The 19,815-nt window shown below is 74.9% G+C and carries 18 protein-coding genes and 3 tRNA genes; 11 read left to right on the top strand and 10 right to left on the bottom strand.

Going from position 1 to position 19,815, the window contains the following annotated elements; genetic code table 11:
* Positions 1 to 36 precede the first annotated feature (36 nt).
* Positions 37 to 1,104 carry a hypothetical protein gene (locus tag INN71_RS11680; RefSeq protein WP_301800448.1) on the top strand — a complete coding sequence of 356 codons (1,068 nt, stop codon included), beginning with the start codon at positions 37 to 39 and terminating at the stop codon, positions 1,102 to 1,104.
* 24 nt (positions 1,105 to 1,128) lie between these two features.
* On the opposite strand, the gene INN71_RS11685 is transcribed toward INN71_RS11680, so the two are convergent.
* Both INN71_RS11685 and INN71_RS11690 read right to left on the bottom strand, forming a co-directional pair.
* Entirely contained in the window at positions 1,129 to 2,418 is a 1,290-nt protein-coding gene (locus INN71_RS11685) for a YibE/F family protein (protein WP_301800450.1), read from the bottom strand.
* Entirely contained in the window at positions 2,415 to 3,878 is a 1,464-nt protein-coding gene (locus INN71_RS11690) for an NAD(P)/FAD-dependent oxidoreductase (RefSeq protein ID WP_301800452.1), read from the bottom strand. Before INN71_RS11690 ends, INN71_RS11685 begins: the two co-directional genes overlap by 4 nt.
* 219 nt (positions 3,879 to 4,097) lie before the next feature.
* Here INN71_RS11690 and INN71_RS11695 point away from each other — a divergent pair, with 219 nt between their 5' ends.
* Positions 4,098 to 5,042 (top strand): ATP-binding protein, encoded by a 945-nt coding sequence (locus tag INN71_RS11695; protein ID WP_301800453.1) that lies wholly within the window; start codon positions 4,098 to 4,100, stop codon positions 5,040 to 5,042.
* A gap of 12 nt (positions 5,043 to 5,054) precedes the next feature.
* On the opposite strand, the gene INN71_RS11700 is transcribed toward INN71_RS11695, so the two are convergent.
* The 3 genes from INN71_RS11700 to INN71_RS11710 form a co-directional block, all read right to left on the bottom strand.
* On the bottom strand, positions 5,055 to 5,408 hold the full coding sequence (locus INN71_RS11700; RefSeq protein ID WP_301800454.1) for a metallopeptidase family protein: 354 nt from the start codon (positions 5,406 to 5,408) through the stop codon (positions 5,055 to 5,057).
* Between the two features lie 72 nt (positions 5,409 to 5,480).
* Positions 5,481 to 5,554: transfer RNA gene (locus tag INN71_RS11705), tRNA-Asp, on the bottom strand.
* Positions 5,555 to 5,633: 79 nt separating this feature from the next.
* A tRNA-Glu gene (locus tag INN71_RS11710) sits at positions 5,634 to 5,706 on the bottom strand.
* Positions 5,707 to 5,831: 125 nt separating this feature from the next.
* On the opposite strand from INN71_RS11710, the gene INN71_RS11715 reads away from it, so the two are divergent.
* A tRNA-Phe gene (locus INN71_RS11715) sits at positions 5,832 to 5,905 on the top strand.
* 114 nt (positions 5,906 to 6,019) lie between these two features.
* Positions 6,020 to 6,790, top strand: coding sequence for a DeoR/GlpR family DNA-binding transcription regulator (locus tag INN71_RS11720; RefSeq protein WP_277499914.1), 771 nt, complete (start codon positions 6,020 to 6,022; stop codon positions 6,788 to 6,790).
* A gap of 57 nt (positions 6,791 to 6,847) precedes the next feature.
* Here the strand turns inward: INN71_RS11720 and INN71_RS11725 are convergent, their stop codons facing one another.
* Complete coding sequence (locus INN71_RS11725) at positions 6,848 to 7,579, bottom strand: NUDIX domain-containing protein (RefSeq protein WP_301800456.1); 732 nt, start codon at positions 7,577 to 7,579, stop codon at positions 6,848 to 6,850.
* A 225-nt stretch (positions 7,580 to 7,804) separates the two neighbouring features.
* Here INN71_RS11725 and INN71_RS11730 point away from each other — a divergent pair, with 225 nt between their 5' ends.
* Together INN71_RS11730 and INN71_RS11735 are read left to right on the top strand one after the other, a co-directional pair.
* The gene (locus INN71_RS11730) at positions 7,805 to 8,719 is read left to right on the top strand and encodes an alpha/beta hydrolase (RefSeq protein ID WP_301800458.1); all 915 of its coding nucleotides are present in this window, start codon (positions 7,805 to 7,807) and stop codon (positions 8,717 to 8,719) included.
* Between the two features lie 68 nt (positions 8,720 to 8,787).
* Positions 8,788 to 9,384, top strand: a complete 597-nt coding sequence (locus INN71_RS11735) for a TetR/AcrR family transcriptional regulator (RefSeq protein WP_301800459.1) — start codon at positions 8,788 to 8,790, stop codon at positions 9,382 to 9,384.
* A gap of 32 nt (positions 9,385 to 9,416) precedes the next feature.
* Here INN71_RS11735 and INN71_RS11740 read toward each other — a convergent pair whose 3' ends face one another.
* Both INN71_RS11740 and INN71_RS11745 read right to left on the bottom strand, forming a co-directional pair.
* A complete protein-coding gene (locus INN71_RS11740) occupies positions 9,417 to 10,178 on the bottom strand; it encodes a GTPase domain-containing protein (RefSeq protein WP_301800461.1) in 762 nt (253 codons plus the stop codon).
* Positions 10,179 to 10,214: 36 nt separating this feature from the next.
* The gene (locus INN71_RS11745; RefSeq protein ID WP_301800462.1) at positions 10,215 to 10,685 is read right to left on the bottom strand and encodes a MarR family winged helix-turn-helix transcriptional regulator; all 471 of its coding nucleotides are present in this window, start codon (positions 10,683 to 10,685) and stop codon (positions 10,215 to 10,217) included.
* Between the two features lie 97 nt (positions 10,686 to 10,782).
* Between INN71_RS11745 and INN71_RS11750 the strand changes: the two genes are divergently transcribed.
* From INN71_RS11750 to INN71_RS11765, 4 genes are all read left to right on the top strand, one after another.
* Entirely contained in the window at positions 10,783 to 13,863 is a 3,081-nt protein-coding gene (locus INN71_RS11750) for an efflux RND transporter permease subunit (RefSeq protein WP_301800464.1), read from the top strand.
* Positions 13,864 to 13,958: 95 nt separating this feature from the next.
* Positions 13,959 to 14,894: an NADP-dependent oxidoreductase gene (locus tag INN71_RS11755; RefSeq protein ID WP_301800466.1), complete on the top strand. Its 936-nt coding sequence runs from the start codon at positions 13,959 to 13,961 to the stop codon at positions 14,892 to 14,894.
* Between the two features lies 1 nt (position 14,895).
* On the top strand, positions 14,896 to 15,399 hold the full coding sequence (locus INN71_RS11760; protein WP_301800467.1) for a DUF664 domain-containing protein: 504 nt from the start codon (positions 14,896 to 14,898) through the stop codon (positions 15,397 to 15,399).
* A complete protein-coding gene (locus tag INN71_RS11765) occupies positions 15,400 to 16,245 on the top strand; it encodes an Fpg/Nei family DNA glycosylase (protein WP_301800469.1) in 846 nt (281 codons plus the stop codon).
* Positions 16,246 to 16,279: 34 nt separating this feature from the next.
* Here the strand turns inward: INN71_RS11765 and INN71_RS11770 are convergent, their stop codons facing one another.
* Positions 16,280 to 17,017 (bottom strand): DUF4184 family protein, encoded by a 738-nt coding sequence (locus INN71_RS11770; protein ID WP_277499903.1) that lies wholly within the window; start codon positions 17,015 to 17,017, stop codon positions 16,280 to 16,282.
* A gap of 57 nt (positions 17,018 to 17,074) precedes the next feature.
* On the opposite strand from INN71_RS11770, the gene INN71_RS11775 reads away from it, so the two are divergent.
* Positions 17,075 to 17,542: an MOSC domain-containing protein gene (locus INN71_RS11775; protein WP_301800472.1), complete on the top strand. Its 468-nt coding sequence runs from the start codon at positions 17,075 to 17,077 to the stop codon at positions 17,540 to 17,542.
* Positions 17,543 to 18,170: 628 nt separating this feature from the next.
* On the opposite strand, the gene INN71_RS11780 is transcribed toward INN71_RS11775, so the two are convergent.
* Positions 18,171 to 19,784, bottom strand: a complete 1,614-nt coding sequence (locus INN71_RS11780; protein ID WP_301800474.1) for a DASS family sodium-coupled anion symporter — start codon at positions 19,782 to 19,784, stop codon at positions 18,171 to 18,173.
* Positions 19,785 to 19,815 lie beyond the last annotated feature (31 nt).

Consider the following 19,815-nt stretch of genomic DNA (forward strand, 5'->3'; position numbering starts at 1 on the left):
CCCGTAACGCGGCCCCTCCGGCGTAGTTTGTGGGGCATGAGCACTCCCCGGGACGGCGGCCACGCGCCCGTCGACCTGCTGAGCCGCTGGCTCGAGAGCCGCAACCCCGACGACGACGGGACGAGCGCGCCCGCCCACCGGGCCGAGCGCCCGCCCCGCACCGCCGCGGACGACCCCGCCCCCTCCGCCGTCGACCGCGACCTCGCCGCCCCGGCCGCCGAGGGGCCCGCCGAGCCCCACGCCGAGCCCCACGCCGAGCCGACCGGGGTCGGTACGCCGGCACCCGAGCCCGAGCCCGTGGACCCCCGGCACGCCATCGCCCACTCGGTCCTCGCCGCGTTCCGGGCCCCGCCCGAGCCCCGCGCCGAGCCCACGCCCGACGCCGAGGCGGACCGCGAGCCGCACGCCGAGCCCGAGCCCCTCCCCGGGGAGCCGGCCAGCCCGACGGCCGCGGCGTCGCCCCTGCTCGCCGCCGCCCGGCGGCTCGAGGAGCAGCAGGCGCGGGAGGCAGCGGCCGCCCGCACGCCCGCCCACACGCCCACCACGACGCCCACCGCGACGCCCACCAGCGAGCCCGCCGCCGACGCGGCCGCCGCGCCTGCCGCCGTACCCGACCCCGCCCCTAGCACCCCGATCGGCGCGCGCAGCCGGGCCGCCGGTACGCCGGAGGCGCTGCCGCCCGCGCGGGTCGAGTTCACGTCGTCGCGCACGGGGCAGCTGACGGCCTCGCTGCTCATCCTCGCCGGGCTGCTGGTGACGGCCGGGCTCGGCTGGGTCGCCTACGACACCCGGGCCACCCCCGACATCGCGCTCGCGGGTGTCGCGGCCGCCCTCACCCTCGTGGTGTGGGGCGTGCGGGCGGGCTCCGCCCCGTCGCGCGTCGCCATCGACCGCGGCGTGCTGGAGATCCACCGCGGCGCCCAGCGCTCGACCTTCGACCTGACCAACCTGCAGCTCGACGTCGAGGAGCAGGGGCACCCGCGGGACCGCACCTGGCAGTTCGTGGTCCACCGGCGCAGCCTCGGGCCGGTCGCGGTCGACCGCCGCATGGTCGACCCGACGGCGTTCATGGCCGCCGTGCGCCGCTACCGCCGCGACGTCTGACGACGCGTCGCTGCCGCGGGCCGCTCAGGCCCGTGCGTCCTCGTGCTCCGGTACGGCGGAGCGCGCCCGGGCCCCGCTCACCGTCAGCGCCGCCACCGCCGTGGTGATGGGGACGCTGGCGACGAGCCCGATGGCGGAGGCCAGGGTGCGCACGACCTCCTCGCTCAGCATGTCGTCGGAGAGCACGTGCGAGGCCTGGCGGTCGTAGAGCGACAGCAGGAGCAGCACGCCGAGGGCGGTGCCGGCGTACGCGAAGACGATGGTGTAGATCGTCGAGGCGATGTGGTCGCGGCCGATCCGCATGCCGCGGCTGAACAGCTCGCGCCGGGTGAGGTCGGGGGCCGCGGCCCGCAGCTCCCACACCGCCGAGGACTGGGTGATGGTGACGTCGTTGAGCACGCCCAGGCCGGCGATGACGATGCCCGCCGACAGCAGGGCCTTGTAGTCGAGGCCGTCGGCGTAGAGCTGCAGCATCTCGCTGCCCTCCCCGCTCATCCCGGAGAGCCGGGCGGCGTCGACGGCCCACATGCCGAGCAGGGCCGTGACCGCGATGCCGAGGAAGGTGCCGGCCAGCGCCGTGGAGGTGCGGATCGACGGGCCGTGGGCGAGGTAGAGCACCACGAACATGATGACGGTCGACCCGACGACGGCGACCGCCACGCCCGACTCCCCCGCCAGCAGGCCGGGGATGACGAACCACCACATGACGGCCGCGGCGAAGACCAGCCCGAGCAGCGCCAGCAGACCGCGCAGGCGCGCCACGACCGCGACGACGACCACGAACAGCACCGTCATGCCGAGCAGGGGCGCCTCGCGGTGGGTGTGGGAGAAGCCGTAGACGACCGGAGCCGCCTCGTCGGCCGGCGGGATGCGCAGGAGCACGACGTCGTCGCCCGCGCGGAGCCCGGAGCGCACGACGGACGGCTCGGTCTGCACCGTGGCCTCGTCCCCCTCCTCGGGGCCCGAGGTCAGGCGGACGTCGATCTCGTTGCAGCCCTCGGGGAACTCCTCGGCGCCCTCCGGCGTCTCCAGGCCCGGACCGACGGCGATGACCGGGCACGCCTCGCGGACGGCCAGCACCTCGGCGTCGGGGAACGTCACGCCCTCCGCGGCGTACTGCACGTCCTCGACGGCGCTGTCACCGGAGGGCCACAGCGCGACGAGACCGGCCACCGACCCCAGCGCCACGACGGCGAGGAAGCCGAGCAGCACGACGCGCGCGATCCGGCTGGTGGGCGCGTCGACGTGACCGTGACCGTGCCCGTGCGGGACCTCGCGGACACGGACGCGGGCACCGCCCCGGCGTCGGCTCACCCGCCGACGCGCACGCCGCGCTCACCGGCGTCGGTGAGCCTGCTCTCCTCCGCCGCCTGGTCCTCGAGCTCCATGCGGCGGGCCTCGAGCTCCGCCTCGTACTCACCGGGGCGCGACACGAGGTCCTTCGCCCCGCCCTCGAGCCGGGCGAGCGCCGTACGCGCGAAGATCTGCTGCTCGGTCACGGTGCGCTCGGAGCGGTCGCGGCCCAGGAACGAGATGGCCCAGTGCATGAGCGCGCTGACCCGGTTCTTGAAGCCCGTGATGTAGACGAGGTGCACGGCGAGCCAGGAGAGCCACGCGAGGATGCCGGTGAACCGGAACTTGCCCACCATGGCCACGGCACGGAAGCGGCTGATGATCGCCATCGAGCCCTTGTCGAAGTACTTGAACGGCTTCTGGGGCTCCTTGCCCTTGAGCCGGCCCTCGATCTCGCGGGCGGCGTAGCGCGCGCCCTGGATCGCGACCTGGGCGACACCCGGGAGGTTGTTGAGGCTGATCATGTCGCCGACCACGAAGACCTCGGGGTAGCCCGGGAGCGTGAGGTCGGGGTTCACGCCGATGCGGCCGGCGCGGTCGAGCGGCGCACCGCTCTGCTCCGCCAGCTGCTTGCCGATCGGGTTGGCTTGCACGCCGGCGGCCCAGATCTTCGCCATCGACTCGATGCGCTGGGTGCTGCCGTCCTTGAACTTGACCTCGAGGCCGCGCTCGTCGACGACGGTCACCATCGCGCCGAGCATGACCTCGACACCGAGCTTCTCGAGGCCCTCCTTGGCCTTCTGGCCCAGGCGGGCACCGAACGGCGGCAGCACCTGCGGTGCGGCGTCCACGAGCAGGACGCGGGCGCGCTCGGTGTTGATGTGGCGGAAGTCGCGGCGCAGCGTCCGGCGGGCGAGCTCGGCGATCTGGCCGGCCATCTCCACGCCGGTCGGGCCGGCGCCGACGACCACGAAGGTCAGGAGGTGCTCGACGGGCTCGCCGCGGCCGGCGGCGAGCTCGGCCATCTCGAAGGCGCCGAAGATCCGGCCGCGCAGCTCGAGGGCGTCGTCGATGCTCTTCATGCCCGGGGCGAACTCGGCGAAGTGGTCGTTGCCGAAGTAGCTCTGGCTCGCGCCGGCGGCCACGATGAGGGAGTCGTACGGCGTCACCGTCTCGCGTCCCAGCACGTGGGAGGTCACGGTGCGCGCCTCGAGGTCGACCGAGGACACCTCGCCGAGCAGGACCGTCGCGTTGTGCTGCTTCGCAAGGATCTCGCGGGTCGGCGGGGCGATCTCGCCCTGGGAGAGGATGCCGGTCGCCACCTGGTAGAGCAGCGGCTGGAAGAGGTGGTGCGTGGTCTTCGCGACCATCGTCACGCCGACGTCGGCCTTCCGCAGGGCCTTGGTGCCGAACAGACCCCCGAAGCCTGAGCCGATGACGACCACCTCGTGACGGTTCCCGCTGGTCCGTGCTGCGCTCATCGGCCTCGCCCTTCTCGTCGACTTCACCCTCGTGGCATCCCGTACGACGCCGGTTACCCCAGATCCCGGCGCGCATCCCCCATTCTTGTCCGGCCGGCGTCCTGAAGCACATCACCAGAGGTGGTTTCAGACACAACCACCCGGGGAAACAGGCGCCAGATGCCCCCGTACCCCGCGTCGGTCCCGGTCTGACGCGACCCGCACTCGAGGTTGCCCGTCATGCCCCAGAGCCGCGACGCCGTCCGTCTCGACCCCGGACCGTCCAGCGTCCAGCACGCCCGACGGTGGGTCGCTGCCGCCTGCCGTGAGATGGGTCGCGACGACCTCGTCGAGCCGGCCGAGCTGTGCGTCTCCGAGCTGGTGACCAACGCGGTGCTCCACGCCGAGCCCCCGATCTCGCTGCGGGTGCGCGGCACCCGCGAGCACCCGCGCTTCGAGGTGTTCGACGGCTCCCACCGGCCGCCCGTGTTCACCCCGATGGCGGAGGCGGACGTCGAGGACGAGCTGGACCTCCTCCTCACCGTCGGCCGCGGCCTCGGCATGGTCGCGATGAACTCGGCCGCCTGGGGCGCCGACATCACGCCCGAGGGCAAGGTCGTCTGGTTCGAGCCCGTCGCCGAGCCGCGCCTCGACGGGGACCTGTCCGGCGAGGTGTACGACGTGACCGCGGCGCCGTCGGCCCCCGACGCCACCGACCGGTACGTCGTGCACCTCCGCGGGCTGCCCGCGTCGGCGTACCGCGACTTCCGCCGCCACTACAGCGACCTGCGCCGCGAGGTGCGGCTGCTCGCGCTGGCCCACGAGGACGCCTACCCCCTGGCCCGGGACCTCTCGCGCCTGTTCGACACCTTCGAGCGCCAGATCGACCACGGCCCGGCGGTCGCCGACGTCGAGGCGAGCCTGGCCGCCGGGCGCGACCGGGCCGACGTCGACCTCACGGTCGGGCAACCCGCGAGCGGGCTCGCGGAGCAGATGCTCGAGCTGCTGGACCTCGCGGACGCCTTCTGCCGGGCGCAGCGCCTGCTGTCGCTCGAGCGGAGCGCGGCGCAGCGGACCTTCCAGCAGTGGCTGTTGCGGGAGGTGGCGCGCCAGGGCCGCGGCGAGGAGCCCCGGTCGTGGACGGCCGCGGCGACCGACCGGGTGGGCGACGCGCACGCCTCCTGAGGAGCGCGCGGCTCAGCCGTAGCCGAGGGCGTGCAGGGCGGCGTCGTCGATGCCGAAGTGGTGGGCGATCTCGTGCACGACGGTCACGTGCACCTCGTCCTCGAGCTCCTCCAGCGAGTCGCACATCTCCTGGAGCGGGCGGCGGAACACGAAGATGCGGTCGGGCAGCACGCCGCCGTAGTCGAACCCGCGCTCGGTGAGGGCGACCCCGTCGTACAGGCCCAGCAGGTCGGGCTCGTCCTCGGGCGGCTCGTCCTCGACGAGCACCACCACGTTGTGCACCAGGCGGGCCAGCTCGTCGGGCACGGAGTCGAGCGCGGCGTCGACGATGCGCTCGAACGCCTCACGGTCCAGGTCGACGGGCACCGCACCATCATCACCGGTGGGCGGAAATGGCGATCGCCCCGGATCCGCTCGGGGATCCGGGGCGATCATCTGCGACCCCGACGGGACTCGAACCCGCGGCCTCCGCCGTGACAGGGCGGCGCGCTAACCAACTGCGCTACGGGGCCAGGTGTGGCGGCTCCTGCGTCAGGAGCCGGTGAACCATAACTCATCTGCTCGACCGATTCCCAATCGAGGTCCGGCCCGCACCCCCAACCGGATTCGAACCGGCGCTACCGCCGTGAAAGGGCGGGGTCCTGGGCCGCTAGACGATGGGGGCCAGCCGCGCGGCGCACCGGGCGAGCCGGGTGCCGACGACCGGGCAAGCATAGGACACCGGCCCCGGGCCGGGCCGCTGACCGGTTTCGTGCGCCCCCGCGGGCTGCGGTATGCTTCTGGCCGCTCGGGCAGGTAGCTCAGTTGGTACGAGCGATCGCCTGAAAAGTGATAGGTCGGCGGTTCGACCCCGCCCCTGCCCACGAGCACGAGAGCCCCGCCGGTCCGCCGGCGGGGCTCTCGCCCTTCCCGGACCCGTCCGCGACGTCGTGGCGCTAGCGTGGGCCGCTCGGGCGACGGACAGGAGGGAGTGGTCGATGCTGGTCTCGGAGCGGCGCGACCTGCTGCTCGCCCGCCTGCGGCGAGACGGCCGCATCATCGCGAAGGACGTCGCCGCCGAGCTGGGCGTCGGGGAGGACTCGGTCCGCCGCGACCTCCGCGAGCTCGCCGCCGCCGGCCTGTGCCAACGGGTGTACGGCGGCGCCCTGCCGGTCTCGCCGGCCGTCGGCGACCACGCCGCCCGCACCCAGGTGGCGTCCGACAGCAAGCGCCGCGTGGCCGCGGCTGCCGTCGGGCTCGTCCGCCCGGGCTGCACCCTCCTGCTCGACGGGGGTACGACGGCCCTCGAGGTCGCGCGCGCCCTGCCGGCCGACCTGCGGGCCACCGTCGTCACCCACAGCGTCACCGTGGCCGCCGCGCTGGTCGAGCACCCGTCCGTCGACGTCGTCGTGCTCGGCGGCCGGCTCTTCAAGCACTCGGCCGTCACCAGCGGCGCCGCCGCCGCCGAGGCGGCCGCCACCGTCGCGGCCGACCTCTTCCTCCTCGGGGTCACCGGCGTGCACGCCCGGGCCGGCCTCACCACCGGCGACCCCGACGAGGCGGCGATGAAGCGACTCCTGGCGGAGCGCGCAGCCGAGACCTGGGTGCTGGCCAGCGTCGAGAAGGTGGGCGCGGCGTCGCCGTACACGGTGCTGCCGCTGGACCGTGTCGCGGGCATCGTCATCGACGCACCCCCTGGCGCCGCCGCCGTGGCCGACCTGACCGCGCTCGGCGTGCCCCTGCTCGACGCGGCCGACCCCACCGCCTGACGCCCCGGACCCGACCCCGGACCGCCCCCGGGTCCACGTCCGGTCCTCGTCCGACCCTCAGGCGCGGGGGTCCGTGCGGAACGGACCCGACAGCGCGGCCCACTGCAGCAGCACCACCGTCTTGGCGTCGCTGATCCGACCGTCGGCCACCCGACGCAGCGCGTCGTCGACGTCGAGCTCCAGCACCTCGATGTCCTCGCCCTCCTCCGCCAGCCCGCCGCCCGCGCCGGTGCGGTCCTGCGGGCCGTACGGGGCCGCGTAGAAGTGCACGCGCTCCGTGACCGAGCCGGGACTCATCCAGAGGTCCATGACGTGCTCCACCTCGCCGACGACGACGCCCAGCTCCTCGGCCACCTCGCGCCGGACGGCGGTGACCGGGTCGTCCTCGTCGAGGAGACCGGCCGCGGTCTCGACGAGCCGCCCGTCGGGGTGGCCGTTGACGTAGACCGGGAACCGGAACTGGCGCGTCAGCAGCACGGTGCGCCGTACCCGGTCGTGGAGCAGGATCGTCGCGCCGTTGCCGCGGTCGTAGGTCTCGCGCTGCTGCACGCTCCACCGCCCGCGGGAGTCGCGGTAGTCGAACGTCGTGCGGCGCAGCACGTGCCAGCCCGCGGCGAGCAGCTCGACGTCGCGCACCACGACGTCGTCGTTGCCCCGCAGGTCCCGGCCCACCCGGTCGAGGCCCGTGCGCCCCCGCGCGTCCGGTACGTCGAGTCCCGGCGTGCCGCGGCCCGCGGCGGTGCCACCGGAGGGGGAGGTGAGGTGTGCGTCGGTCGTAGTCGTCTCCATGACGCGCACCCTACGACCGAAACGTGCAGGAATCGCGATAATTCGGACACAACGAGCAGAAGCACGCCGCGCGACGACGGTTCCCCGAGCGGCGAGGACGCAGCGTGCGCACCCCTTGCCGAACCGGCGAACTAGTTGCACCATGAGTGCAGGAACACGGGCACCACCTCGCCACGCGCCACTCGGGTGCCGCCGCGACGCCCCTCCACCTCGGGAGCACCACCCATGTCTCAGCACCCCCTCCTGCGTCGTCTCGCCGCGCCCGCGCTCGTCGCCGGCCTCGCCCTCGGCACCGCCACCACCGGCCCCGCGACCGCCGCACCGGCCGGCACGCCCGTCACCGCCGCGACCGCCGCGGCGGCGGCCAGCCCCTACCAGCACGGCCCGGACCCGACCCTGGCCGCGCTGCGCGCCACCCGCGGGCCCTACGCCACGTCGTCGTACTCGGTCTCGGACCTGGCGAGCCGCGGTTTCGGCTCCGGCACGGTCACCTACCCGACCACCACGAGCGAGGGACGCTTCGGCGTCGTGGCCATCTCGCCCGGCTACACCGCGTCGGAGTCGACCATCGCCTGGCTCGGCCCGCGCCTCGCGTCGTTCGGGTTCGTCGTCGTCACCTTCAACACGAACTCCCGCTACGACCAGCCGGACGCCCGCGGCGACCAGCTGCTGGCCGCGCTCGACCACGTCATCGCCGACTCGCGCACGGCGTCGCGCGTCGACGCGACCCGCCAGGCGGTGGTGGGCCACTCCATGGGCGGCGGCGGCACGCTCGAGGCGGCCGTGACCCGGCCCTCCCTCGAGGCCGCCGTGGGCCTCACCCCCTGGAACATCGACAAGACGTGGTCCGAGGTCGACGCGGCGTCGCTCATGATCGGCGCCGAGGACGACACGGTCGCCCCGGTCTCCAGCCACGCCATCCCGTTCTACGGCTCGCTGACGGGCGCGGAGCGGCGCGGCTACCTCGAGCTCGCCGGTGCCAGCCACTTCGCACCGAACACGGCGAACACCACGATCGCGACCTACACGATCGCGTGGCTGAAGCGGTACGTCGACGACGACACCCGCTACGAGCAGTTCCTGACCCCGGGCACGAGCGTCTCGCCGTTCGGCGACGTCTCGGACTACCGGATCAGCTGAGCCCACCCGGCTGCGTCGGTCCCGGCACCGCGGGACGGGCCGGGACCGACGCGACCGAGGGGGAGCACGTGGAGCACGACGACCGCGGGACGGACGGGCGCGTCGCGCGCGGGCAGCGCAACCGCGCGGCGCTCGTCGCCGCCTTCCTCGACCTCGTCGCCGCCGGCCGGCAACGCGTCACCGGCCAGCAGGTCGCCGAGGCCGCCGGCGTCTCGGTGCGCACCGTGTGGACGCACTTCGCGGACCTCGAGGCGCTGTACGACGCGGCGAGCCGCGAGCTGTGGCGCCGCTACGTCGACGAACGGGTCCTGGTGCCGGGCGATGCGGACCTCGCGACGCGGGTCGACCGCTTCGCCGCCCAGCGCGCCGCCGAGAACGAGGCCATCGCGCCCTTCGCCCGCACGGCCGCGCTCGCCGAGCCCTTCAGCCCGGCGCTGCGGGCCTCGCGGGCCCGGTTCGTGGGTGCGGTGCGCGACGACGTGCTGCGCCTCTTCCCGACCGAGCTCGCCGGGGCGCCCGAGCGCACCTCCGCGGTGCTGGCCGCTGCGACGTACCCCGCGTGGTCGACCCTGCGCGACGACCTCGGGCTCGACGTCGACGGCGCGGCGGCGGCGTCGACCCTCGCCCTGCGGGCGCTGCTCGCCCCCGGGACGCGCCGCTCCTGAGGCCCCGCACCCCGCGGGCGCGGGGACGCGCCTCAGACGTGCCCGGCGAGCTGCCCCATCCGCGCCTCGAGGGCGGCCAGGTAGGCGTCGCGCTGCCGCGGCTCCAGCGGGCTGTCCGGCTCGAGCCGGCTGCACGCGGGCAGCACGTCCACCGACAGCTTGGCCGCGCCGGCCAGCGCGCGCAGCTCGTCGAGACGGTCGCCGAAGGGCGTGCCGCTCCCGGGCGAGTAGGAGCGCACGACCTCGTCGACGTCGTCGAGGAACAGGTCGACCTTCGTCACCACGACCACGAGCCAGGTCGGCCGCGGCCGACGCACGGCCATCGAGGCGATGCGGTGGGCGGTGACGGTCCAGTCCTCGAGCTCGCGGGCGAGCTGCTCCTCGCGGTCGACGTGCACCGCGCCGGTCGTGCCCGCGGGGCGACGACCCGTGGCGTGGCCGTTCGCGACGACGTGGAGCACGCCGTCGACCGGGTCGTCGTGGAAGACCTCGTCGAGCGCACCCAGACGCGTCGCGGCGTTCTCGCCCGGCACGACGCGGAACCGGAAGCCGCGCAGGCGGCGGTCGCGGCGCACCCGGCGCTCCATGACCGCCGAGCCCGCCTCCGGCGGCTCGTCGCTGCGGGGCCGGCCGGCCAGGTGGTCGACCAGCTCGCTCTTGCCCACCCCCGTCATGCCGGTGACGGCCACGGTCGGGTAGCGGTGCTGGAAGGCGCCGGTGAGCCGCTCGCGGCCCCGGACGAGGGTGGCGGGGACGGCGCGGAGACCGCGCGGACCGCGGGGGTGCTCGCTCATCGCGTCGACGGTACCCGAGCCCGGAGCACCGGCGGCCTAGTCGCCGCGCCGCTCCGACGTACCCGGGGCGACCAGCTCGCGCAGCGCCCGCTCGAGGCCACCCATCCCGACCCGGAGTGCGGCGACCTCCTCGTCGGTGAGCCGCTGCAGCAGCTCGCGGCGGTGGGCGACGCCCGTGCTCGCCACCTGCTCGAGGGCGGCGTGGCCCGCCTCGGTGGCGACGAGGTGGCGGGCGCGGCGGTCGTGCGGCGCCCGCTCCTGCAGCAGCAGGCCGCGGTCGACGAGGCGGCCGACGAGTCCGGAGACGGTCGCCGCACTCACGCCCAGCGCCGCGGCCACGTCGTGGGCCGTCACGGGGCTGCGGTGCACGGCGAGCATCAGCACCTTGAGCTGCTGGATGGACAGCTCGGTCGCGACGACCGCGTCGACCTGGACGTCCGTCAGGAGGTCCTCGATGCGCAGCGCGATGCCCTCGACCGCATCGATGTCCACCTGACGGTCACTCACCCGTCCGAGGATACGGTTAGCCTGACGCTAACCGTTCCTCCCGGCCCCCTCGCGGGGTCCCGCACCACCGCCACCACCGACACAGGAGCTGACCTCCGTGGGCCGTCTCGCGTCCTTCTCCCTGCGCAACCGCGCGCTCGTCGCGCTCGCCACCGTGATGGTGGCCTTCTTCGGCGTCGTCTCCGCCGGCTCGCTCAAGCAGGAGCTGATCCCGAACCTGCAGTTCCCGGCCGTCGGGGTCGTACTGCCGTACGCCGGGGCGTCGCCCGAGGCGGTCGAGCAGGAGGTGACGATCCCCGTCGAGGAGGCCCTCACAGGGGTCGACGGGCTCGACGAGCTCGACTCCACGTCGTCCAGCGGCTCCTCGCTGGTGCTGGTGGTCCTCGAGTACGGCACCGACCTCGACCGGGCGCAGCAGCAGGTCGAGAGCGCGGTCACCGGGCTGGAGACGCTGCCCGAGGAGGTCGAGCCCGTCGTCTTCGCCGGCGACTTCGACCAGTTCCCGGTGGTGCAGCTCGCGGTGACCTCCGACGCCGAGCCCGCCGCGCTCGCGGAGCGCCTCGAGCGGCTCGCGCTGCCCGAGCTGGAGGACGTGGAGGGCGTGCGCCAGGTGCAGCTCACCGGCGCCCCGACCGACCGGGTCGAGGTCGCGATCGCCCCCGAGGGCCTCGCCCGGGGCGTGACCGGCGCGTCGGTGGCCGAGGCGCTCGGCACCAACGCCTCGCTCGTGCCCGCGGGCAACCTCGAGGCAGGCGACCAGGCCCTGTCCGTCCAGGTCGGCACCACCCCGGCGACCCTCGAGGAGCTGCAGGCCGTGCCCGTCCCGCTGCCCGCGGGCGGCACCGCGCCGCTCGGCAGCGTCGCCCAGGTGCAGGTCACCGAGGCGGCCGCGACGTCGTACTCGCGCACCGACGGTGAGCCCAGCCTCGCGGTCGCGATCACCAAGACCCCCGACGGCAACACCGTCGACATCTCGCACGCCGTGGCCGACCTGATCCCGGAGCTGGAGGAGGACCTCGGCGACGGCACGGAGTTCACCGTCGCGTTCGACCAGGCGCCCTTCATCGAGAAGTCGGTGGAGGACCTGACCACCGAGGGCGGGCTCGGCCTGTTCTTCGCCGTGCTCGTGATCCTCGTGTTCCTCTTCTCGGTGCGCTCGACGCTCGTCACCGCGATCTCGATCCCGCTGTCGCTGCTGGTGACGCTCATCGGGCTGCGCCTGGGCGACTACACGCTCAACATCCTGACGCTGGGCGCCCTCACGGTCGCCATCGGTCGCGTCGTCGACGACTCGATCGTCGTGATCGAGAACATCAAGCGGCACCTGTCGTACGGCGAGCCCAAGGTCACCGCGATCACCACGGCGGTGCGCGAGGTCGGCGGGGCCATCACGTCCTCGACGCTGGCCACCGCGGCCGTCTTCCTGCCCATCGGCGTCGTCGGCGGCCAGGTGGGCGAGCTGTTCCGGCCCTTCGCGGTGACGGTGGCGCTGGCGCTGGCGGCCTCGCTGCTCGTCGCGCTCACGATCATCCCGGTGCTGGCCTACTGGTTCCTCGAGGCCCCCACGAGCCCGGTCGACGTGGCCGCGGTGCAGGCCGAGGCGGAGGCGCGGGAGCAGCGCACCTGGCTGCGCCGCGCCTACGATCCGGCCGTGCGCTGGGTCGTGCGCCGGCCGTGGACGACCGTCGGCGCCGCCGTCGTCGTGCTGGTCGCCACGCTCGGCCTCACCCCGTTCATCGCCACGAGCTTCCTCGGCAGCAGCGGGCAGAACACCCTCACCGTCACCCAGGACCTCGAGCCCGGGGCCAGCCTCGCCCGGCGCGACGAGGCGGCGCGCACGGTCGAGGAGGTGCTCGTCGGCGCCGACGACGTCGAGAGCGTGCAGACCGCCGTCGGGTCCGCCGACCCCGCCGCGGCCGCCTTCGGGGCGGGGGGTTCGGCGTCGTTCGCGATCACCCTCGACGAGGAGGCCGACTCCGAGGCGGTGGCGGACCGCCTGACCGACGAGCTGGCCGACGCGGAGGGCGACATCACCGTCACCGCCGGCGACGCCGGGTTCGCCTCCGCGCTCGAGGTGGTCGTGACGGCGACCGACCAGTCGCGGCTGGTGGAGGCCGCGGAGGTCGTCACCGCCGAGCTCGAGGGCGTCGACGGCATCGGCCAGGTCACCTCCGACGCCGCCCCGGCCCAGCCCGTGCTGTCGGTGCAGGCGCGCCCCGAGGCGGAGGCCGCGGGTCTGACCTCGGCGGTCCTCGGCCAGGTGCTCGCGGCGGCCCTGGCGCAGCCCCCCGTCGGCCAGGTCTCCGTCGACGGCCAGCAGCTGCCCGTCGTCATCGCCCAGGGCGAGGCGCCCACGTCGGTCGAGGCGCTGGAGCAGCTCCCCGTCGGCGAGGGCACCACGCTCGGCCAGGTCGCCGAGCTCCGCGAGGAGCAGGTCGCCACGGCCATCACCCGCGCCGACGGCGAGCGCACCGTGACCATCACCGCCGAGCCGGCGGCGGACGACCTGGGCTCGGTCACCGCCGACGTGCAGGCCGTCCTCGACGACGTCGACCTGCCGGAGGGCACCGAGGTCTCCCTCGGCGGCGTCTCGGAGGACCAGGCGGAGGCGTTCGCCCAGCTGGGCCTCGCCCTGCTCATCGCCATCGCCATCGTGTACGTCGTCATGGTCGGCACGTTCCGCTCGCTCGTGCAGCCGCTCATCCTGCTCGTCTCGGTGCCCTTCGCCGCGACCGGCGCGATGCTGCTGCTCGCCGTCACGGGCATCCCGCTCGGCGTGCCCTCGCTCATCGGCGCGCTCATGCTCATCGGCATCGTGGTGACGAACGCGATCGTGCTCATCGACCTCGTGAACCAGCGCCGCGAGGCGGGGGCCGGCATCGTCGAGGCCGTGCGCGAGGGCGGCGGCACGCGTGTGCGCCCCATCGTGATGACGGCGCTGGCCACCGTGCTGGCCCTGACGCCGATGGCGTTCGGCGTCACGGGCGGCAGCGCGTTCATCTCGCAGCCGTTGGCGATCGTCGTCATCGGCGGCCTGCTCTCCTCGACGCTGCTCACGCTCCTGCTCGTGCCGGCGCTCTACCTGCTGGTCGAGCGCCGCAAGGAGCGCGGGGCCGAGCGGCGCCGGCTGCGGCGCGAGCGCCGGCACGGCCGGCACGAGGACGCCGCCACCGCCTGAGGCGGACCCCGGCCTCCTCGCCCCCGGCCCCTTGCCCCCCGCGCCACGATGGCCTGGTGGCCCCGAGAGCCGGGGCGGGAGCGAGGAGGCCGAGGGTGCGAGCAGCGGTGTACGACGAGTTCGGCGACGCGGGCGTCATCAGCGTGCGGGAGGTCGACGACCCGCCGGTGGGGCCGGACGTCGTGCTGGTGCGGGCGCACGCGACGAGCGTCAACCCGGTCGACTGGAAGGTGCGCGAGGGCTACCTGCGGGGCGCCTTCCCGCACCACCTCCCCATCATCCCGGGCTGGGACGTCGCCGGCGTGGTCGAGGCGGTGGGGCCCGCGGTGCGCACCGGGCTCCGGCCGGGTGACGAGGTGTGGGGCTACGTACGCCGCGACGACGTCGCCCAGGGCACCGCCGCGCAGCTCGTCGCCGCGCCGCAGCGGACCGTGGCGCTCAAGCCCGGCGGGCTCTCGTTCGCCGAGGCCGCCGCGGTCCCCCTCGCGGGCCTGACGGCCTGGCAGACGGTGGTCGAGGCGCTCGACGTGCAGCCCGGCGAGCGTCTGCTGGTGCACGCGGCGGCCGGCGGCGTCGGCCAGTTCGCCGTGCAGATCGCGCTGGCCCGGGGCGCCGAGGTCGTCGGCACCGCCCGGCCCGACAATCACGACCTCCTGCGCGAGCTCGGCGTCACGGAGGTCGTCGACCACTCCGCCGGCCCGGTCAGCGCGCAGCTGTCGGCCCCCGTCGACGCGGTGCTCGACCTCGTGGGCGGCGACGCGCTGGAGGACGCTCCCCGCCAGGTGCGCGACCCCTCCCGCATCGCCTCGGTGGTCGACGACGAAGGCGTCGCCCGGCTCGGCGGCCACTACGTCTTCGTGCGCCCCGAGCGCGCCCACCTCGACGAGCTGCGGGCCCTCGTGGACGCCGGCCGGCTCCGCGTGGACCTCGCCGCGACGTACCCGCTCGAGGAGATCGCCGACGCGCACCGCGCCTCGGAGCAGGGCCGCACCCGCGGCAAGATCGCCGTCACGATCCCCCAGGAGGGCTGAGATGACCCCCGCCGACCTGCTGCTCGACGCCTACGGGCGCGTGCTCGAGAACGCCACGGCCGCCGTCGAGGGCCTCGACGACGACCAGCTCGCGGCCCGCCCCGCGGCCGGCGCCAACTCGATCGCCTGGCTCGTGTGGCACCTGACCCGCGTGCAGGACGACCACGTCGCCGAGGTCGCCGGCACCCCGCAGGTGTGGACCGAGCAGGGGTACGCCGCCCGCTTCGCCCTGCCGCTCGACAACGCCGACACGGGCTACGGCCACAGCTCCGAGCAGGTCGGGCTGGTGCGGGCGAGCGCGGCCGACCTCACGGCGTACCTGCGGGCCACCCACGAGGCGAGCGCCGACTTCCTGCGCTCGGTCACGCCCGACGCGCTCGACCGCGTGGTCGACGAGCGCTGGGACCCGCCGGTCACCCTCGGCGTGCGGCTCGTCAGCGTCGTCGACGACGGCGCGCAGCACGCGGGGCAGGCGGCGTACGTCCGCGGGCTGCTGGGGCCCTGAGTGCCGGAGCTGCCCGAGGTCGAGTCGGCCCGCGCGGTCGTCGAGCGCGGCGCCCTGGGCCGGCGGATCGTCGACGTCGACGACTCCGACACGTGGGAGTGCCGGCCGCACGCGCCCGGCGAGATCCGCGAGGCCCTGCTCGGCCGCACGCTCGTGGCCGCGCACCGGCGCGGGAAGTCGATGTGGTGCACCACGTCGGCCCGCGAGGGCGACGACCCGACGGCCGACGACGCGGAGGGGCCCGCGCTCGGGCTGCACCTCGGCATGAGCGGGCGGATCCTCGTGCGCGGCCGGCCCGAGGCCGACGGCGGCGAGGAGCAGGAGGGCGGCGACTACGCGGGGCGCACCGGTGACCGGCGCAAGGAGGAGTGGTACCGCTTCACCCTGCGCTTCGCCGACGGCGGGAGCCTGCGCCTGCTCGACCCCCGCCGCCTCGGCCGGGTGCGCCTCGACCCCGACCTGACCGCGCTGGGCCCCGACGCCGCCGAGGTCGGGCGGGAGGCGTTCCGCGCCCGGGTCGGGCGCGGCACGCTGCCGCTCAAGGCGCGGCTGCTCGACCAGGCGACGGTCGCGGGCATCGGCAACCTGCTCGCCGACGAGACCCTGTGGCAGGCCCACCTCAGTCCGCTGCGCCCCGCCGGCGAGCTCGACGACGACCAGCTCGACCACCTGCGCCGGGTGCTGCGCCGCTGCACCCGCGCCGCCATCGAGCGCGGGGGCGTCCACACGGGCGAGGTGATCGGCCACCGGCGGGCGGGCGCGCACTGCCCGCGCTGCGGCGCGGCGATGACCCGCGCCACGGTCGGCGGCCGCACCACCTGGTGGTGCCCGCAGGAGCAGGTCTGAGCAGCGTGACCGGGTCGGCAAGGTCGGCCGGGCGCTAGCCCCGGTCGGGTACGCCGCGCACCCGCGCCGCGTGCCACCCCGCCGTCGCCACGCCCAGGGCGACCACGAGCGCCACGCACCCGGTCACCACCCCGTCGAAGGCCACCGCGTGCAGGCCCTCGGGCACCCGTCGTACGGCGGTGCCCACCGCCACCAGGGTGGCTGCGGCCACCGCGACCTCGAGCAGCGGCAGCCGGGTCGCCCGGGACGGGACGTCGGGGCGCGCCGGCCGCCGGGCGAGCCACAGCACCGCCGCCACCGCGACGACGAGCATGCCGCCCACGCCCGAGCCGTACTGCAGCCACTTCCCGCCCGGCAGCGGGCCGTGCTGCTCGGCGAGCCAGGCGACGTTCTCCCACCCCCACCGGCCCGGGTGGGTGAACGAGTCCCACGCCACGTGGCTCAGCGCGCCGACGACCCCACCGAGCGGCACCCAGGCCCAGCCGCGTGGCCCGAGGCGCACGTGCAGGTCGAGGCGGGCCCGCACAGCGACGGGCGCCAGGCCCACCAGGGCGTCGCGCACGACCCCGAACCACAGGGCGACCACCACGACGGTGACCACCGGGGCCCACGTCACCAGCCCGAGCGGCGAGTGCGCGAACGCGTAGACCTCGCGGGCCCCGACGTACAGCCCCAGGTCGGGGATCGTCGCGCCCACCACGAGCGGCGTCAGTGGCAGGCCGAGGGCCCGCAGCGGCAGCACGACGGCCGGGTGGGCGACGGTGATGGGCACGGGGCCGAGGGTAGGTGGCTTGAGAGCCCGCACCAGCCCGCTGGCTAGGATCGGCCGGTGCCGTCGCCCACGGCGACCGTCGTCGCGCTCCACCTCGCCCCCGCCCACCGCACCCCGATGCGGGCGATGGACGCGCTCGAGCTGGTCGGTGGGCGGGGCATCGTGGGCGACCGCTTCTTCGGCGCCCGCTCGCGCCACGTCACGGTGCAGACCGCCGAGGACCTGGCGGTGGCCACGGGACGACTGGGGCGCCCGGTCACCCCCGACCGCACGCGCCGCAACATCACCCTCGACCGCGGTCCGCTGCCGACCACCCCCGGCGCGCGCCTGCGGCTGGCGGGGCTGGACCTCGAGGTGCTCCGCGTCGCCGCGCCCTGCCGGATCATGGAGGACGAGCTCGGCCCCGGCGGCGCCGTGGCCCTGCGTCGCCGCGGCGGCGTGGTCTGCCGGCTGCTGGACTCCGGCACGGTGCGCATCGGCGACGTCTGCGACCTCGACCCGCCGCGCGACGACCAGCTGTTCTGACCCCGCCCCCGCGGCGAGCCCGCCCGTCGCACGGTTCAGGTGAACGCAACATGGACGCAACGTGAACGTGGCATGGTCGTGGGGTGCCCCTGCTCCCCCTCACCGCCTGGCGGCTCACCGTCGCGGGCTCCGCGCTCACCGGCGTGCTGCTCGCCGCGCTGCAGCACGACGTGTGGTGGACGGCGCTGAGCCAGCTCGTCAGCCTGGCCGTCGGCGCGACGTACCTCGCCCTCGCCGCCCTCCCCCACGTCACCGGCCGCGCCGAGCCCCGCAGCGGCTGGCTCCGCGGCGCCCTCACCACCGCCGTGCTGCTCGTCGCCCTCGCCTACCTGCCGATGCAGAACGACAACCTCACCGACCCGTACTCGCTCTTCGAGCACGTGCTCACCCCCGCGCTCGTGACGCTCGACCACCTGCTGGTGGCGCGCTCGCCGGCCCCCCGCCGCTGGCACGCCCCGTCGTGGCTGCTGCCGCCGGCGGCCTACCTGACCTGGTACGTCGCGGGCGACCTGGCCGTGTACGACGCGCTCGACCCCCGGCGTACCACCGCGTTCGTCGGCAGCGTCACCCTGCTGGCGGTGCTGACCCTGGCGGTGGCGCTCGCCGTGGCGGCCATCGTGGGGCGCGCTCAGCCCCCGAGCCCGAGCGCGCCCACCATGAGCGGCAGCACGAGGACGATGAGCACGGCGCCGAGCACGTCGAAGGAGATCCCCGTGCGGATCATCCGCGTGATCGGCACGGTCCCCGAGCCGTAGACCACCGCGTTCTGCGGCGTCGAGACCGGCAGCATGAAGCCGAACGAGGCCGCGAACGTCGCCGCCAGCGCGGGCACGAACGGGTTGATCCCGGCCGCCACCGCGATGGGGATGACGATCGGCACGACCACCGCGGCCGACGCCGTGTTGCTCGTCGTCTCCGAGACGACGATGGCGAGCACCACCGCGAACGCCGTGATCCAGAACGCGCTGGCCAGGCCGAGGCGGTCCGACGCCCCGTTGCCGAGCGTCTCGGCGAGGCCGGAGGACTCGAGCAGGCTGCCGAAGATGATGCCGGTGCCGAAGAGCACGACCGTGCCCCAGTCGATCCTCGCGGCGTCGCTCCAGCGCAGCGTGAACTCGCGGTCCGCCCACCGGGTGGGCAGCAGGAAGAGCAGCGAGGCCCCGAGGATGGCCACGACGCCCTCGTCGAGCCGGTCGCTGACGCTCGTGTAGGCGCTGGAGTCGGTTCCCGCGACCAGCGCCACGATGCCCGGCGTGATCCAGAGCGTGACCGTCACCGCGAACGCGACGAGGGTGTTGCGCTCCGCGACGGAGAAGCGGCCCAGCTGCGCGCGCTCGGCCGCGACGTACTCCTCGACGCCCTCGAGGCGGCGGGTCTCGGGCCGGTTGAGCAGCAGCACGACGACGGCCAGGGCGAGGAACATGAGGCCGCAGATCGGCGCGGCCATGATCATCCAGTCGAGGAACGAGATGCGCTCCCCCGTCGCCTCCTCGATGAGGCCACGGCCGATGAGGTTCGGCGGGGAGCCGACCGGGGTGAGCAGGCCGCCGACGCTCGCGCCGTACGCCAGCATCAGCATCAGCGCCGCCCCCACCCGCAGGCGCAGGGGGTCGAAGTCGGCCGCGACCTCGCCGCGGTCCTGCATCAGCTTCGCGATGACGGTGAGGATGCCGATCGCGGTCGGCAGCAGCATCGCGACCGTCGCGGTGTTGGAGACGAAGGCCGAGAGCAGCGCGGTGATGGCGCCGAAGGCGATGACGACGCGGAAGGTCGAGCGCCCGACGCCGGGCAGGCTGAGCACGAAGATGGCGAAGCGCCGCGCCACCCCGTGCTTGAGCATCGCCTGGGCCAGGATGAACGCACCGATGAAGGTGAAGACCGTCGACGACCCGAACGGGGCGAGTGCCTCCTCCGCCGGCGCCACGCCCAGCACGACGATGGCGGCGATCCCGAGGAAACCGCCGATGGGGATCGGGACCGGCTCGGTCACCCACAGCACGATGACGCCGAGCAGGATCGCCGCGAGCAGGTGCTGGTCGCCGTCGAGCCCCGTCGGGAGCAGCCAGAAGACGACGCCGAGCAGCGGCGCCAGCACGAGGCCGACCGTGCGCCGGCCCTTCTCGAAACGCTCCTCGCGCGGCGAGAGGTGCTGCTCGCCGAGGCTGCGGTAGGTCGCGGTGTCGAGGAAGGCCTTGTCGACGTCGGTGCGCCGGCCGGGATGGCCGTCCTGGGTGGCCGTCATGCGAGCTCCCGTCGGTGGCGTGTGCTGCACG

This window comes from Nocardioides sp. ChNu-153 (genome assembly GCF_030466625.1).
Taxonomy (GTDB): Bacteria; Actinomycetota; Actinomycetes; order Propionibacteriales; family Nocardioidaceae; genus Nocardioides.